8 protein-coding genes, 1 tRNA gene and 2 pseudogenes are annotated in these 17180 nt (G+C 67.9%); 7 read left to right on the top strand and 4 right to left on the bottom strand.

All coding sequences use genetic code 11. The annotated features are described in order from the left end of the window. Window position 1 precedes the first annotated feature (1 nt). Window positions 2-93: pseudogene (locus OVA11_RS06720) on the bottom strand (hypothetical protein); the annotation flags it as partial. A gap of 85 nt (window positions 94-178) precedes the next feature. On the opposite strand from OVA11_RS06720, the gene mnmD reads away from it, so the two are divergent. From mnmD to OVA11_RS06705, 3 genes are all read left to right on the top strand, one after another. Further along, on the top strand, window positions 179-1975 hold the full coding sequence (gene mnmD, locus OVA11_RS06715) for a tRNA (5-methylaminomethyl-2-thiouridine)(34)-methyltransferase MnmD (protein ID WP_268066737.1): 1797 nt from the start codon (window positions 179-181) through the stop codon (window positions 1973-1975). Window positions 1976-2244: 269 nt separating this feature from the next. Beyond that, entirely contained in the window at window positions 2245-4221 is a 1977-nt protein-coding gene (gene sapA, locus OVA11_RS06710; RefSeq protein ID WP_268066736.1) for a protease SapA, read from the top strand. A 339-nt stretch (window positions 4222-4560) separates the two neighbouring features. After that, entirely contained in the window at window positions 4561-6180 is a 1620-nt protein-coding gene (locus OVA11_RS06705) for an AbgT family transporter (protein ID WP_268066735.1), read from the top strand. Window positions 6181-6291: 111 nt separating this feature from the next. On the opposite strand, the gene OVA11_RS06700 is transcribed toward OVA11_RS06705, so the two are convergent. After that, window positions 6292-6366 (bottom strand) — tRNA-Val (locus tag OVA11_RS06700). Window positions 6367-6475: 109 nt separating this feature from the next. Further along, the gene (gene cpdR / locus OVA11_RS06695) at window positions 6476-6832 is read right to left on the bottom strand and encodes a cell cycle two-component system response regulator CpdR (protein WP_010918630.1); all 357 of its coding nucleotides are present in this window, start codon (window positions 6830-6832) and stop codon (window positions 6476-6478) included. A 151-nt stretch (window positions 6833-6983) separates the two neighbouring features. Between cpdR and OVA11_RS06690 the strand changes: the two genes are divergently transcribed. Continuing rightward, complete coding sequence (locus OVA11_RS06690) at window positions 6984-7910, top strand: N-formylglutamate amidohydrolase (RefSeq protein ID WP_268066734.1); 927 nt, start codon at window positions 6984-6986, stop codon at window positions 7908-7910. Between the two features lie 144 nt (window positions 7911-8054). Here the strand turns inward: OVA11_RS06690 and OVA11_RS06685 are convergent, their stop codons facing one another. Continuing rightward, window positions 8055-8456, bottom strand: a complete 402-nt coding sequence (locus tag OVA11_RS06685; RefSeq protein ID WP_268066733.1) for an energy transducer TonB — start codon at window positions 8454-8456, stop codon at window positions 8055-8057. Window positions 8457-9023: 567 nt separating this feature from the next. Here OVA11_RS06685 and typA point away from each other — a divergent pair. The 3 genes and pseudogenes from typA to OVA11_RS06670 all read left to right on the top strand — a co-directional run bounded on the left by typA (window position 9024) and on the right by OVA11_RS06670 (window position 17107). Continuing rightward, complete coding sequence (typA, locus tag OVA11_RS06680) at window positions 9024-10856, top strand: translational GTPase TypA (RefSeq protein WP_010918627.1); 1833 nt, start codon at window positions 9024-9026, stop codon at window positions 10854-10856. A gap of 157 nt (window positions 10857-11013) precedes the next feature. Next, window positions 11014-13421: pseudogene (locus OVA11_RS06675) on the top strand (putative bifunctional diguanylate cyclase/phosphodiesterase). Window positions 13422-13543: 122 nt separating this feature from the next. After that, the gene (locus OVA11_RS06670) at window positions 13544-17107 is read left to right on the top strand and encodes a TonB-dependent receptor (protein WP_268066732.1); all 3564 of its coding nucleotides are present in this window, start codon (window positions 13544-13546) and stop codon (window positions 17105-17107) included. The last annotated feature ends 73 nt before the right edge of the window (window positions 17108-17180 follow it).

Genomic DNA, 17180 nt, shown 5'->3' with positions numbered 1-17180 from the left:
GAAAACCTCGCCCTTCGACAAGCTCAGGGTGAGGCTTTCGACCGCCGGCTCACAATCGTCCTCACCCTGAGCCCGTCGAAGGGCAAGGACGGGCGGCCCGCCAAGGTTTGAAAGGGCTGCTCCACAGAGCGGCCCTTTTTCGTTGACGCCCCGCCCCCGCAAGCGCTGTAGCAGCGGCATGGATACCACCGCCCCCTCCGACGGATCGCCTCCAGGCTCGCCGCTGGTCTGGCGCGACGACGGCCTGCCGCAGTCGAGCCTCTACGGCGACGTCTACTTCTCCAGCGTCGATGGGCTGGCTGAGACGCGGGCGGTGTTCCTGGCCGGCTGCGGCCTGCCCGAGCGCTTCGCCGAGCGGCGCGACTTCGTGGTGGGTGAGCTGGGCTTCGGCTCGGGGCTGAACATCGCCGCCCTGCTCGACCTGTGGCGACGCGAAAAGCCGGCGGGCGGCCGACTGCACATCTTCTCGATCGAGGCCCATCCGCTGTCGCGCGACGAAGCGGCGCGGATCCTGGCTCACTGGCCTGAACTGGGCGAAGCGGCGCAGGTGCTGCTGGATCATTGGCCCGGCCGCGCGCGAGGCTTTCACCGGGTCGACCTGCCCGGCTTCGACGCCGTGCTGGACCTGGCGGTGATGGATGTGGTCGAGGCGCTGGAGGCGTGGGACGGCTTGGCGGACGCCTGGTTCCTGGACGGCTTCTCGCCCGCTCTGAACCCCGCGATGTGGCGCGATGAGGTGCTGGCGGCGGTCGGCGCGCGCTCGGCCCCCGGCGCGCGGGCGGCGACCTTCACGGTGGCCGGCGCGGTGCGTCGCGGCCTGTCGGCAGCCGGGTTCGAGATCGCCAAGCGGCCGGGCTTTGGTCGCAAGCGCGAACGTCTTGAGGCCTGGCGACCGGGTATGCGGCGGGTGGCGCAGCGCCCCGAGACCCTGGCGATCATCGGGGGCGGGATCGCCGGCGCCGCGCTGGCGCGCGCGGCCCGCGCGGCGGGTCTCGAGGTCACAGTCATCGACGATGCGGACGCGGTGGCCGCCTCGGGCAATCCCGCCGCCCTGGTGACCCCGGCGCTGGATGCGGGCGGCGGTCCGCGCGCGGCGCTGTACGCCCAGGCCCTGTCTCGCGCCGTGACGCTGTACGAGGCGCAGCCCGACGCCGTGATCGCCTGCGGGGTGCTGCAGCTGGCCGCCGGCGAGCGCGACCCCGCCCGCTTCGCCACAGTCGCGGACCAGGACCTGTTCGAGCCCGGAGACATGCGGACGCTGGAGGCCGAGGACACCCGCGCTCGCCTGGAAACGCCCACCCCTGCGCTGGCCATGGCGGGCGCGCGGGTGATCGCGCCGGCCGAGGTGACGGCCGCCTGGGCGGGTTCTGTCGTACGTCGTCGGGTGGCGAAGGCCGAACGCGACGGCGAGGGCTGGCGACTCCTAGACGCGGCGGGTGAGACCATCATGCGCGCCGACCGGCTGGCCCTGGCCGGCGGCGCAGCGGGGGCGGATCTGCTGGCCGAGGCTCCCCTGCGCCCGGTCCGGGGACAGGCCAGCTGGACGCGTGGTCATGGCGCCCCGGCGACGGCCTTTGGCGGCTACGCCATCCCGACCCGCGAGGGCCTGCTGTTCGGCGCCACGCATGACCGCGACGACACCCAGACCGACGTGCGTTCCGAAGACCACGCGCGAAACCTTGCGACGCTGGCTAAGGGCCTGCCGGCGCTGGCCGCACGGCTGGCGGACTCCACCTTCGAAGGCCGCGCTGCGGTCCGCGCCACCACGCCTGATCGCCTTCCCTTGGCCGATCTTCGAGAAGACGGCGTCATCGTGCTGACAGGCCTGGGTTCGCGCGGCTTTTGTCTGGCGCCGCTGTTGGCCGAGCATCTGGTCGCCCGCCTGCTGGACGCCCCCTCGCCGCTGCCGCGCCAATTGTCGCACCTGCTCAAACTGACGCGTTTCGACTCGCCTGTGACGCGTAGCCGCGTATAGTTGAACACGGTTATCGGAGCTTCACCGGCGACGGCGGAACGCTCTGGGCCCCACGAAAACACATCTGGCCGGCGCCCCCTTCATAGCCGGCCACGTGACGGCGGACCGCCGCCCTCTTGGCCCGCCGGATCAGACGCTCCCGACGCCCCATCGGGAGCGTCTTTTCGTTGGGCGAGCTTTCGCTCGCTGTGCGAACTTGTCGCAAATAGCCAAGATTGCGGAAGAAATTCTGCTTCTCCATACTCCTGTCACGTGAGTGGAGCGCGTCGGTGTGTAGTCAGTGCGAGCGGTATGGACTGAACCTCCACGGGGATGATGTCGCCCCGGCCGTCTCGGGCGGCGAGGGTCCCTACGCGTTTGTCGACGCCGACTCGCGCGTGGGAACCGTCGACGGAAAAAAGAGCCTCACGGTTCCAGAAGCCGCCCTGCAACTGCTGCGCAGCGAGCCGGGCTGGTCGAACCAGTTCCTGATCCCCGCGACCGTGACCTATGCGTTCCGGGCGACCGCACCGGCGAGCATGCCCAGCGATTCGGGCGGCTTTTCGCAGTTCAACGCCGCCCAGATCCTTCGGGCCGAGAAGGCGCTGCAGGCCTGGTCCGACGTCGCCAACATCACCTTTGTCCGCGTGGGCGAAGGCACGTCGGGCGAGGCCGCCTACAGCGACAACGCCTCGATCCTGTTCGCTAATTTCAGCACCGGCAGCGAGGGCTCGGCGGGCTTCGCCTACTATCCGGGCAACCCGGCGGCCAGCAGCCGATCCGGCGATGTCTGGATCAAGTCGACGGCCGGCTACAACACCAACCCGACCGGCTCCAACTACGGCGGCATGGTGCTGGTTCATGAGCTGGGGCACGCCATCGGCATCGCCCACCCCAGCGACTACAACGCCAGCGCCGACGACACCCTGACCTATGCGGCGAGCGCGACCTACTATCAGGACAGCCGCCAGTACACGGTGATGTCCTATTTCAGCGAGGCCAACACCGGCGGCTCGTTCGGCGGCGCCTACGCCTCCTCGCCCCTGCTCGATGACATCGCCGCCGCCCAGCTGGCCTATGGCGCCAACATGACCACGCGCACCGGCGACACGGTGTACGGCTTCAACTCGACCGCCGGCCGCGAGTGGTTCGCGGCGACCTCGTCCTCGACCCGGCTGGTGTTCGCCGTCTGGGACGCCGGCGGCGTCGACACCCTGGACTTCTCCGGCTATCGCGTGGCCCAGACCATCGACCTGCGCTCGGGCTATTTCTCCAGCGTCGGCGGCCTGAAGGGCAATGTCACCATCGCCATGAACGCGGTGATCGAGAACGCCATCGGCGGCTCGGCGGCCGACACCATCAACGGCAACGCTGTCGACAACCGGCTGACCGGCGGCGCGGGCGCCGACATCCTGGACGGCGGCCGGGGCGTCGACACCGCCGTCTTCTCCGGCGCCTACGGCAGCTACACCCTGACCGCCGCCACGAACGGCGCCTGGTCGGTGCTCGACCGGGTGGGAACGGACGCCACCGATACGCTGGCGAACATCGAGTTCCTGGCCTTTACCGATCGGACCGTGACGCTCGTCGACAGCCGCGTCGCGACCGCGATCAGCAATATCCTGCGACTGCAGACCTTCAGCGCCTCGGCCGAACCGCTGTCCAAGAGCCTGGCGGCCTCGATGGCCGCCGGCGCCAGCCATACCGACGCCATCGGCCAGGTGTCCAAGACCGCGCTGTCGACCAGCGGTGTGGCGGTGCTGGCCTATCAGTTCTTCACCGGCAAGACGCCCACGGCGGCCGGCATGGACTATCTGGTCAATCCGGACGGCGTGAACGCCAACAACCTCAACAGCGCCTACTATCAGTCGTTCAATCTCGAGAACCGCTACATCAATTTCGCGGTCAATCTGGGCAAGATCGGCGAGGGGGCGACCCAGTTTCTGGCCGACTATGGCGCCCTCAGCCTGTTTGACGCCACGCGCAAGGCCTATGCGACCATCTTTGGCCTGACGCCCACCGACGACAAGGTGCGCGCCCTGATCGACGGCCGCACCGACTATTTCGCCGCCTATGGCCAGGACGGGCCAAACGGTCAGGGAACCAAGGCGGCCATGGTGGGCTGGCTGATGGCCGAGGCGGGCAAGGCCGACATCGGCGTCTACGCCAAGTCGGCAGGGGCCTTCTTCGCCGACCAGGCCACCAAGAATGTCTATGGCGTGGATCTGATCGGCGTCTACGCCAAGCCGGAATACAACCTCATCTGACCGTGCGAAGGGCGCGGCGACAAAGGTCCAGACAGCGATTTGAAGGGAGCAAGGGCGGGCGGCCCTCCCCCGAAAAGGTCGCCGCCCGAGTTGCTTCACCGGTGGGGTGGTGAAGGGGACGCAGAGCTAGCCGCAGGCGGCCGCGACTAGCAAGCCCAAAATACCCAGAATGCGGTTTAGCGTGACGCAAATACAACGCTACGTTCAGCGCCCGGCAGCCCACCCGGCGCGCAGACGACCAAACAAGGCGCTCTGGACCAACGTGCAGCTTTACCTTGGCTGCAGCGCCCGCTAGCCATGTCTGCGGAGGGGGCTCCAAAAAACTGTTCAGGACGCCGAATGAGCGACGCTGCGCCCCCCGTCTCGTCTCCGCCCCCCCGTCAGAAGGGCTTCCTCGGCGCCGTCGAGCGACTAGGTAATCTCCTTCCCGAGCCCGTGATGATCTTCGTCTGGCTGATCCTGGGCCTGATGGTCCTGTCGGCCATCGGTCAGGCCCTGGGCTGGTCGGCCTCGATCACCTATGCCGGCGACGAGGCCCCGCAGTTCGGCGAGCTTGAGAACGGCGTCCTGACCTATGCGGCCAGCAGCCTGTTCTCCGAGGCGAACCTCGCCCGCCTGTTCACCGAAATGCCCAAGACCCTGACCAGCTTCGCGCCGCTCGGCCTGGTGCTGGTGGTGATCCTGGGCGCGGCCGTCGCCGAACGCTCGGGCCTGTTCAGCGCCCTGATCCGCGCCAGCCTTCGCGAGGCGCCCAAAAGCATTCTCACCCCCCTGGTGGTGATCATCGGCATGGTCTCGCACCATGCGTCCGACGCGGCCTATGTGGTGTTCATCCCGCTGGCCGGCCTGCTCTATGCCGCGGTGGGTCGGCATCCGCTGGCGGGGATCGCCGCCGGCTTCGCCGCCGTCTCGGGCGGTTTCGCCGGCAATCTGACGCCGGGCCAGTTCGACGTCGTGTTGTTCGGATTCACCCAGGAGGCGGCGCGGATCATCGACCCGACCTGGACCATGAACCCCTTGGGCAACTGGTGGTTCATCCTGGCCATCGTGGTGGTCTTCACCCCCATCGCCTGGTTCCTGACCGACAAGGTGGTCGAGCCGCGCCTTGGCCCCTGGGGCGGCCAGGCCGACGACGCCCTGAAGGCCGAGCTGGCCAAGTCGGCCGTCACGCCTGACGAAAAGCGCGGCCTGAAGTTCGCCGGTCTCGCCGCCCTGGCCGTGGTCGCCCTGTTCGCGGCCCTGAGCCTGATCCCTGGCTTCACTCCGCTGATCGACGAGACCAAGACCGGCCCCGCCCAGCTGACCCCGTTCTACGGCGCGCTGATCGCCGGCTTCATGATGCTGTTCCTGGCCGGCGGCGTCGCCTATGGCGTCGGCGTCGGCACGGTGAAAACCGAGGGCGACGTCGTGGCCATGATGGCCGACGGCGTGCGCTCGGTGGCCCCCTATATCGTCTTCGCCTTCTTCGCCGCCCACTTCGTGGCGATGTTCAACTGGTCGCGCCTGGGCCCCATCGCCGCCATCCACGGCGCCGAGACTCTGAAGGCGATGAACCTGCCCGCGCCCCTGCTGCTGGTCAGCGTGCTGGGCTTCTCCTCGGTGCTGGACCTCTTCATCGGCTCGGCCTCGGCCAAGTGGAGCGCCCTGGCGCCGGTCGTGGTGCCGATGTTCATGCTGCTGGGCATCTCGCCCGAGATGACCACCGCCGCCTACCGCATGGGCGACAGCTTCACCAACCTGATGACGCCGCTGATGAGCTATTTCCCGCTGGTGCTGGCCATGACGCGGCGCTGGGATCCCAGCATGGGCGTCGGCTCGCTGCTGGCCCTGATGCTGCCCTACGCCCTGGCCTTCATGGTCGCCGGCGTGCTGATGACCCTGGCCTGGGTGGCCTTCGACTGGCCGCTGGGCCCGGCGGCGCAGGTCCACTACACCCCGCCGGGCGGACTGCTGAAGTAGGCGAGCCCCACGAACCCCGAGGCGCGCACCCCGCGCCTCGGGGAATCGGGCGCGCAAACGCGGCCATCGCGTGCGCGATCGCCGTGGAAGTCTGAATTTTCAGGAAGAGGATGGTGGACGCGACAGGGATTGAACCTGTGACCCCTACGATGTCAACGTAGTGCTCTCCCGCTGAGCTACGCGTCCGCCGAAGCGATCCGAAGCGTCTCCGTGAAGACGTCCCGGCCGGGAAGGTGTGGGGGTATAGCGGCGGCTCGCGGAGTGCGCAAGCCGCCTGTCGAAACTTTTTGTGGGATCAGGCCGCCATCATCTTTTCGACCTCGGCGACGAGGTCGCGCAGGTGCACGGGCTTGGACAGCACCTTGGCGCCGGCGGGCGCGCGGTCCTGGGCCGAGAGGGCCACGGCGGCGAAGCCGGTGATGAACATGATGCGCAGGGATGGGTCGCGGGCGGCGGCCTGGCGGGCCACCTCGATGCCGTCCATGCCGGGCATAACGATGTCGGTCAGCAAGAGGTCCCAGGGATGATCCAGGTGCTGGACGGCCTCTTCGCCGTCGGCGCAGGCCTGGACTTCGAAGCCGGCGCGTTCCAGCGCGCGGGCCAGGAAGCCGCGCAGGGAATCATCGTCTTCGGCGAGGAGGATGCGGGCCATGGGGTCACGTGTCCGAGTAAGATCGTCGATAGAGGATCCACCTTATCGCCCCGTCCGTAAATCGGGGATGAACCTAAACGTCGCGGCTGGGGATGTTTCGACAGCGGCGATTGAGATTTGACCGCGCGCCGCGACGCTTCGATGATGCGGCATGAGCGCGTGGCGGCCCCTTTCGAGCGAAGAGCTTTCGTCCCCGCCGCTGGAGACCTTTGGCGGGCCAGCGTTCGAGGTGCTGCGCGCGGTCCCGGCCGGGGCGCCGCCGCCGACCGCCTTGGTGTTCGCCTCGCCCCACTCGGGCGACCTCTATCCCGAGGACATGGTCGCCGCGGTCCGCCTGCCGGTCGAGACCCTGCGCGCGTCCGAGGACGCGTTTGTCGACCGCATCATCGGCGGCGCGCCCGCCCTGGGGGCCGCCGTGGTGCGCGCCCGCTTCGCCCGCGCCTATGTGGATCTGAACCGCGAGCCCTGGGAGCTGGACCCGGCGATGTTCGACGGCGACCTGCCCGAGTACGCCCAGGGCCGCACGGCGCGGGTGGCGGCGGGGCTGGGTACGATTCCCCGCGTCGCCGGCGAGGGTCGGCCGATCTATGGCCGCAAGCTGTCGTTCGACGAGGCCAGGACCCGGGTCGAACTGGCCCACCGCCCCTATCATGACGCCCTGGACCGACAGCTGGCGGCGGCGCGCGCGGCGCACGGGGCGGCGATCCTGATCGACTGGCACTCGATGCCTGCCGCCGCCGCGCGCGGGCAGCGGACCAAGGGCGGCGGCGTCTGCGACATCGTGCTGGGCGACCGCTTCGGCGCAGCCTGCTCGCCCAAGCTGACGGCCCTGGTCGAGCGCGAACTGGAGGCTCTGGGCTACAATGTCGCCCGCAACGCGCCCTATGCCGGCGGCTACACCACCGAACACTATGGCCGCCCCGCCAAGCGCACCCACGCCCTGCAGATCGAGATCAACCGAGCGCTCTATATGGACGAGACGACGCGCGAGCCGACCGACGGCCTGGCGCGGCTGACCGCCGACGCCGAGACCCTGACGCGAGCGCTGGCCGGGATGGAGCTGAGCGCCCTGCGCTGAAGCAAGAGGAAGGCTAGAGCGCGTTAGGTTTAAGTGTGAGCGGTTAAACCGCTCGAACGCGCTCTAAGTCTATAAACAGGCTCTAAATCAAATACTTAGAGCGTGAGAATAGCCGAAACCGGTTCCCACTTTCGGCCTCAAGCTCTAGGGCGACCGCGTCTCGACGGGCGGCAGGGCGAATCGAATGGTGATTCCCGACAGACGCCGCGAGACCTGAACGGCGTTGGTCCCGCTGACATCGACTTGATAGTAGGTCATGGCGATCAGGGCCGCGCCGCCAAAGCCAAGGCCTTGCGGGTTTTCCCCGGTGACCACGCAGTCGCCCAGGGTTCCGTCCCGGCGGATCGTGCATTGCACCGTCGCCGCGCCCTCGACGCCCGCCCGGCGCGCGGTGGCCGGGAACAGACGCGCCAGCAGCTCGGGACTGGGGGCCTTGAGGATTTTCAGCGGCGGCAGGCCCGCCTTCGGCGCCTGGGCGCCGACGGGCGCGCCGTACAGCGCCAGGCCCCCCAGAACGACGGCGGTGATTCCGCGTTTTCGACCCAAAGCTCTCCCCCCCGGTGGGCTTCGTCACCGCGAGTAGCGCCGATGGCGCCGCCGGTGTCAAACAGACTTCAGGCCGGCGGGGAGCGCGCCGCCCCGCTATGGGAACCGGCCCCCAGGGTCGAATCCAAAAAAAAGCCCGGCGAGACCGCCGGGCCAGTTCATTAGGGAGGAAACGCCCAGGAAGGGCAGAAGCGGCAGCGCCGCCTCACAGGATTGTTTTTAGAGTGCGGCGCAAAATTAGGCAAGCGGAAAACAAGCGTTCGACGTCATTTTTTTGAAGCCCACCCTCGCAAAACCCCTTTACCTAAAGGGGAAGGAGAACAACGCTCTCCCAAAGCGCCCAAATTATAGGCATATTGCACTGCACAATTTGTTGCGTTTGAAACCGTCTCGTATGAGATCGAGGCGCAAACCCAAGCCAGACAAGACTTTCGCGTTGACACCGGTGTCGTGCGACAAGTGTTCCTGACGGTCGGGGGTGGATAAATTGAACGCATTCGCGTAAAAGCCGCGCGCCTGACGCCCGCAGCGTCATCTCCTATTCCTCCCGAAAGTCCGTCCGCCCCCATGTCCATGCGAAATATCGCCATCATCGCGCACGTCGATCATGGCAAGACCACCCTCGTCGACCAGCTGCTGGCTCAGTCCGGCGTGTTCCGCGCCAACGAAGCCACGACCGAACGGGCGATGGACTCCAACGACCAGGAGCGCGAGCGCGGCATCACGATTCTGGCCAAGTGCACCTCGGTGCTCTGGAACGGTGAAGCGGGCGAGACCCGCATCAACATCATCGACACCCCCGGCCACGCCGACTTCGGCGGTGAGGTCGAGCGGATCCTGGGCATGGTGGACGGCTGCGTCCTGCTGGTCGACGCCGAGGAAGGCGTCATGCCGCAGACCAAGTTCGTGCTGACCAAGGCGCTGAAGATGGGCCTGCGCCCGATCCTCTGCATCAACAAGGTCGACCGCGCCCACGCCGATCCGGACCGCGTCCACAACGCCGCCTTCGACCTGTTCGCCGCCATCGGCGCCACGGACGAGCAGCTGGACTTCCCGCACATCTACGCCTCGGGCCGCGCCGGCTGGGCCACGCTGGACCTGAACCAGCCCAGCGACAACCTGGCCCCGCTGTTCGACCTGATCGTGCGCCACGTGCCCGAGCCCAAGCAGATCGCCAAGAAGGACGAGCCCTTCCAGATCCTGTCGGTGCTGATCGAAAGCGACCCGTTCCTGGGCCGCCTGCTGACCGGCCGCATCGAAAGCGGCAAGGCCGTCCCCGGCATGGCCATCAAGGCCCTGGACCGCGACGGCAAGGAAATCGAGCGCGGCCGCATCACCAAGGTGCTGGCCTTCCGCGGCCTGAAGCGTCAGCCGATCGATGACGGCGCCGAAGCCGGCGACATCGTCGCCATCGCCGGCCTGAGCAAGGCCACCGTGGCCGATACGCTCTGCGCCCTGGACGTCAACGAAGCCCTCCCGGCTCAGCCGATCGACCCGCCGACCATCTCGATGACCGTCTCGGTCAATGACAGCCCGCTGGCCGGCCGCGAAGGCGACAAGGTGCAGTCGCGCGTCATCCGTGACCGTCTCTTGAAGGAAGCCGAGAGCAACGTGGCCATCCGCGTCACCGAGACCTCGGAACGCGACGCCTACGAGGTCGCCGGCCGCGGCGAACTGCAGCTGGGCGTGCTGATCGAGAACATGCGCCGCGAAGGCTTCGAAGTGTCGATCAGCCGTCCGCGCGTCGTTTATCAGACCGGCGAGAACGGCGAGCGCCTGGAACCGATGGAAGACGTGATGATCGACGTGGACGACGAGTTCACCGGCATCGTCATCGAAAAGCTGTCGGCCCGTAAGGCCGAGCTGAAGGACATGGGTCCGTCGGGCGCGGGCAAGACCCGCATCACCCTGCTCTCGCCGTCGCGCTCGCTGATCGGCTATCAGGGCGAGTTCCTCACCGACACGCGCGGTTCGGGCGTGCTGAACCGCGTGTTCAGCCACTACGAGCCGCACAAGGGCCCGATCGACCAGCAGCGCAAGGGCGTGCTCGTCTCGAACTCGGACGGTGAAACGGCGGCCTACGCCCTGTGGAACCTGGAAGAGCGCGGCGTGATGTTCGTCGGCGCCGGCGAGAAGACCTACCAGGGCATGATCATCGGCGAGAACAGCCGCTCGGACGACCTGGACGTCAACCCGATGAAGGCCAAGCAGCTGACCAACGTCCGCGCCTCGGGCAAGGACGAGTCGATCCGCCTGACCCCGCCGCGTCGCATGACCCTGGAACAGGCCATCGCCTATATCGAGGACGATGAGCTGGTCGAGGTGACCCCGAAGAACATCCGCCTGCGCAAGCAGGTCCTGAACCCCTCGTTCCGCAAGAAGCGCACGAAGGAAGACTAGGGCTTACCCCCGATCTGAAGGGCCGCCGTTCACCAGAACGGCGGCCTTTTTCATGGCCGCGTCATCTTGACCGCCAGGAACATGCTTAACCTTGGGTTTACCCAAGAGAACGATGGTCGCCGGGGGATCTCCGCTCCGGAACACCATAGGATCGCGCGTGCGCGTTATCGCCAGCTCGTTGCTTGACCGCCTTGTCGCGGTCCTTCCGTCCCAGGTGCTGGCCGACGCCCCCGAGTCCCTGGCGGGCCGTGTGCGCATGGAGCAGGTGCAGAGCATCCTGCGCATGACGCCGGTGATGATGAGCGCCAACATCGCCATCGCCTTCCTGGTGTCGCTGGCGGGCCTGACGCATCCGCATCGCGTCGGGATCGGGATCTGGGCCGCCCTGGTGATCAGCTACGCCCTGCTGGGTCTGCGCGGCTGGGTTTCGGCGCAGAATCGCAAGACCGGCAAGGCAGCTGTCTCGGCGCGCGGCGTGCGTCGCATCGCGCTGCAGGCCGGCCTGCTGGGCTGCCTGTGGGGCGTCCTGCCGCTGATGACCTTCCGCCTGGGCGACACCAGCGCCATGCCGATGCTGGTCGCCTCGGTGATCGCCGGCATGATCGGCTGCGGCGGCTTCGCCATGCTGACCCTGCCGGCCGCCGCCCTGGCCTATTCGACCCCGATGGTCCTGGGCTCGCTCTACATGCTGGGCACCAGCGGCGATCCGATCCTGTACGCCTTGGGCGGCCTGCTGGTGTTCTGCTACGCGGTCGTCATCGTCTCGTGCCTGTCGCACGCCCGGATCTTCGCCGAGCGCCTGGTGGCCGCCGACGAGCTGGAAAAGCAGAAGCAGGTGGTCAGCCTGCTGCTGTCGGACTTCGAGGAAGGGGCCAGCGACTGGCTGTGGGAGGTCGACGCTGCGGGTCGCCTGACCTACGTCTCCGACCGCATGGCCGCCGCCGCCGGCGTCGACAAGGACGCCTTGCTGGGCCAGCCGATGTCGGACCTCTGCGGCGCGGCCGAAGCGCCCGGCGGCCCCGTCGCGGCGCTGTCGGCCCTGTTCGCCGAGCAGAAGACCTTCCGCGACGTCGTCGTCTCCATCACGGTTGCGGATGACGCGGGCCGGCCCGCCACCCACTGGTGGGCGCTGTCGGCCAAGCCGGTGCACGATCTGGACGGCCTGTTCGTCGGCTTCCGCGGCGTGGGCGCCGACATCACCCAGGCGCGCGAGGACCAGGAGCGGATCTCGCATCTGGCGCACTACGACGTGCTGACCCAGCTGCCCAACCGCCTGTCGCTGCTGCAGAACCTGGGCAAGGCCTGGATGGATCACGGCCGCGACAAGACCTCGGGCTGTGCAGTGCTGTGCCTCGATCTCGACCACTTCAAGGGCGTCAATGACAGCCTGGGGCACCCCGTGGGCGACGCCCTGCTGATGCAGGTGGCCAGCCGCCTGCGGTCCTGCGTCGGCGAGACCGGCATGGTGGCGCGGCTGGGCGGCGACGAGTTCGCCGTCGTCTGCGCCCCCTCCCCGGCCACGAGGCGCTGTCGGCCCTGTCGCAGTCGATCGTCGAGACGCTCTCGGCCCCCTACGACATCCTCGGCCACAACGTGCTGATCGGCGCCAGCGTCGGCATCGCCGTCGCCCCCTTCGACGCCGACGACCCGGACGGCCTGCTGAAGAACGCCGATCTGGCCCTCTACCGCGCCAAGGGCGACGGCCGGGGCGCCTATCGCTTCTTCGAGACCGCCATGGACGTCTGGGCCCAGGAGCGGCGCGCGCTCGAGATGGACCTGCGCGAGGCCCTGGCCCGCGACGAGCTGAAGCTGTTCTTCCAGCCGCTGATCGGCCGGCGCGACAACGAGACCACGGGCTTTGAGGCCCTGCTGCGCTGGCAGCATCCGACCCGGGGCCTGGTGCCGCCCTCCGACTTCATCGAGTGCGCCGAGCAGTGGGGCCTGATCGGCCGCATCGGCGAGTGGGTGCTGAACGAGGCTTGCCGCACGGCCGCCACCTGGCCCTCGCACCTGACGGTCGCGGTCAATCTGTCGCCCAACCAGTTCGCCTCCGGCGATCTGGTCGATCAGGTCCGCGCGGCCCTGAAAGCTTCGGGCCTGGCGCCCGCCCGGCTGGAGCTTGAGATCACCGAGGGCCTGCTGCTGCACGACAGCGCCAAGACCCTGGAGCAGCTGGCCGCCCTGAAGGCGCTGGGCGTCAAGATCGCCATGGACGACTTCGGCACCGGCTATTCCAGCCTCGCCTATCTGTGGCGGTTCCCGTTCGACAAGATCAAGATCGACCGCTCGTTCGTGGCCGAGATGCAGGACAATGTGGCCATCGCCGACATCCTGCGCACCATCGCCCTCCTGGGCCAGACCCTGAACCTGGAAGTCACCGCCGAGGGCGTCGAAACACAGGCCCAGGCCAAGCTGCTGGCCGAGATGCGCTGCGACCAGTTCCAGGGCTTCCTGTTCGGCCGCCCGATGCCGGTCGGCGACATCCCAAGCTTCCTGATGTCCAACCTGGCGCGGCAGATGCGGCGTGACCACGACAGCGACGGCGAGCAAGCGGCGGCGGTCTAGTCGCGTTCCAGCCCGCCTGCTTTGAAACTGTCACAAATAGAGTAACAAACTGCATACTTGGCGCAGTAGGGGGCGAGGCAGGCGTCCCGACTCTCGGGGACGACCGACCTGAGGGGGTTTCCATGTCTTTCGCCCGCAAGCTCGCCGCCGGAGCGGCGTTCGGCGCGCTGGCCTTCGCGTTTTCCGCGCCGGCCGTCTATGCTCAACAAACCACCGCCGCCGTGCGCGGCGTCACCGTCGATGACAAGGGCGCGCCGATCGCCGGCGTGACCGTCACCGTCACCCACGTGCCCAGCGGCACCGATCAGGTGGTCATCACCAACGAAGCCGGCGCGTTCGACGCGCGCGGTCTGCGCGTCGGCGGTCCCTACAAGATCACCGCCGCCGGTCAGGGCTTCGCCTCGCAGACCCTCAGCGATCTCTTCCTGAACGTCGGCGACGCTCAGCGCGTTCGTCTGGCCCTGGTGCCCGCCACCGAACTGTCGGAAGTGGTCATCACCGCCGCGAAGAAAGCCACGACCAGCCAACTGGCCAATGTCGGCTCGCGCACGACCCTGGGCCGCGACGAGATCGACGCCGTCGTCTCGGTCAAGCGCGACATCCGTGACATCGGCCGCCGCGACCCGCTGGCCAATCTGGACTTCGTGGCCCGCGGCACCGGTCCGTCGGGCGGTCTCTACATCGCCGGCTCGGCGCCCCGCGCCAACCGCATCACCATCGACGGCGTGCGCTCGGCCGACAGCTTCGGCCTGAACACCGGCGGCCTGTCGACCAACCGCGGCCCGGTCTCGTTCGAGGCCCTCGAGCAGGTCGCGATCCAGGCCGTGCCCTTCGACGTCGAGGACGGCGACTTCACCGGCGGCGCGCTGAACCTGATCATGCGCTCGGGCGGCAATGACTTCCACGGCTCGCTGTTCTCCAACGAGCGCACCACCCGCCTGGTCGGCAACCAGCTGCCGATCGTCGGCTTCACCGGCAACGACGTCCTGCAGGCCCCGCTGAGCGGCTTCCGGAAGGTCAAGAACCAGATCGCCGAGACCAACTACGGCGTCTTCCTGTCGGGCCCGATCATCAAGGACCGCCTGTTCTTCGCGGCCTCCTACGAAAAGTTCTCCAGCTCGGACACCACGGGGACGGGCCCGATCGGCGCCGGCTTCGCCAACACCTTCAACCGCATTCCGGGCGTCTCGACCGGAACCGGCGCCAGCCAGGCCGACATCGACGCGGTGCTGGCCAACTGGAACGGCTATGCGGCCTCGTCGCTGCTGAAGCCCGGCTCGGTGGCGCTGGTCGAGCCGATCCTCGACGAGAAGTCGTCGATCAAGATCGACTATAACATCACCGACAAGCACCGCCTCTCGGCCACCTATCGCCACGCCTTCAGCTCGGTCTGGAAGCGCAGCCCCTCGGCCAACGCCATCAGCCTGGACACCAACTGGTACGTCCAGCCTGAGAACGAGGACAACTACGCCCTGCAGCTGAACTCGCGCTGGAGCCCGGATCTGGCGACCGAAGCGCGCGTGGCGTTCCGCGGCTATCAGCGCGGCCAGCTGCCGCCGGTGGGCCAGGGCTTCGCCAACGTCTCGATCTGCACCGACCCGGCGTTCGGCGCCGGCGCGGCCTTCTCGTGCTCGTCGGGCGTGCCGTCGATCGGCTTTGGCCCTGACCAGTTCCGTCAGGCCAACGTCCTGAAGACCAAGGACACCTCGGGCTCGTTCGTCGCCAACTACACCGGCTTCGACAACCACCAGATCAAGCTCGGCTACCAGTACCGCGGGATGGAGATCTACAATCTGTTCCTGCAAGCCGCGCGCGGGGTCTACTACTTCGACAGCGTCGCCGAGTTCCAGGCGGGCCAAGCCAACCAACTGTCGTACGGCAACTCGCTGACCGGCACGACGACCGACGCCGCCGCGGTGCTGGACTACAAGGTCCACTCGCTGCTGGCCCAGGACACCTGGGACGTCACCGACGCCCTGACGGTGAACTTCGGGGTGCGCTGGGATCACTACGCCGCCGACAAGAAGCCGACGCTGAACACCAACTTCGTCAACCGTTACGGCTATTCCAACCAGACCACCTATGACGGTATCGACGTGGTGATGCCGCGCGTCTCGGCCAAGTACAACAGCGACTGGTTCGAGCTGTCGGGCGGCTTTGGCCTGGTCTCGGGCGGTCTGCCGGACGTGTTCCTGGGCAACAGCTACGGCGGCACCACCGGCGCCCTGACCAACAGCTTCGCCATCCGCCGCGCCACCAACGGCACGCTTTCGACGGCGGACGACACCTTCATCGACACCGCCACCAACCAGGCCATCGACGCGGCGACCGGCAACGCCCTCTTGACGATCAACAAGGCCTCGCCCTCGTTCATCACCAACCCGGCGGCCGTCGCCCAGACCCTGCTGACCGCCGACAGCGCCAGCCGTCGCAACGCCTACACCAACTCGCTGGCCCCCGGCTTCAAGATGGCGGCCGACTGGAAGACCAACCTCTCGTTCAAGACCACCCAGTTCGGCATCGACTGGGGCATCGACGCGGTGGCCAGCTGGTCGGAGGTCAATGTGGCCTTCCGCGACGCCCGCGCCCGTCGCCTGACGGTCAACGGCGTCCAGCAGTACACGCCCGACGGTCGCGCCCGCTACGATGGTCTGGTGATCCCGGGCGCCAACGCCGCGGCGATCAACGCCAGCCGCACGGCCCTGGGCCTGCCGGTCGTCGCCAACGCCGACCTGGCCAACCTGGGCCTGTTCGGCGACATCCAGGCCTATAACCCCTCGACCAAGAACTGGACCCGGACGGTCGCCCTGTCGGCCCGCCGCAACATCTTCGGCGTCGACACCTGGGCCGCCTACACCTGGCAGGACGGTCGCCAGTACGGCGGCATCTCGGAGTTCGGCACCACCGCCGGCGGCAACTCCACGGGCGGCAACTACTATGCCGACCAAGGCTTTGACCTGGATCCGAACGGCGCCGCCGAGGGCAAGTCGAACAACCTGCTGCGCAACTCGCTGAAGGTGAACCTCAGCTACAAGTTCGAGCCGCGTCCGGGCTGGGTGTCGCGCTTCACCCTGTTCGGCGAGCGTCGCGACGGTCGTCCGATCAGCTTCCTGATGACCGACCCGGCCGGCGGTCGCAACCCGACCTTCGGCGTGTCACGCGACGACGCCCTGGCCTATATCCCGAACCTGAACAGCCCGGACGCGGCCAACCCGCTGAAGTTCGTCAGCGCGTCGGGCACGACGGTGTTTTTCGACAGCCAGGCCTCGGTCGACAAGCTGAAGGCCCTGGTCAACCAGTTCGGCCTGCCGATGGGCAAGATCGTGCCGCGTGGCTTCGGCAAGAACCCGAGCGTGGATCGGATCGACTTCCAGTACGCCCAGGAGATCCCCTCGCCGATCCGCGGCCACAGCCTGCTGTTCACGGTGGACGTCCAGAACCTGGGCAACCTGCTCGACAAGAAGTGGGGCGTGGTGAAGGAGTACACCAACAGCCGTTCCGGCGGCGTGGTGGTCAACGCCCAGTGCGCCCGCGCCGACGGCACGGCCGCCGGTTCGGCGGACCCGACCTGCGCGGCCTATCGCTACAGCTACACCACGGCCTCGCCGGCCACCCTGGCCACCCCGACGGTCGACCAGGCCGCCAGCCTGTGGTCGGTGGGCATGGGCCTGAAGTACCGCTTCTAAAGACGGGCCTTCTGAAAGACTGACGAAGGGCGCGGCTTCGGCCGCGCCCTTTTTCATGGTCGATCCGCCGGGC

Source organism: Caulobacter sp. SL161 (assembly GCF_026672375.1).
In the GTDB taxonomy this organism is placed as follows: domain Bacteria; phylum Pseudomonadota; class Alphaproteobacteria; order Caulobacterales; family Caulobacteraceae; genus Caulobacter.
The sequence above is the reverse complement of the archived record's forward strand: the minus strand, read 5'-3'. Positions and strand labels throughout refer to the sequence as shown.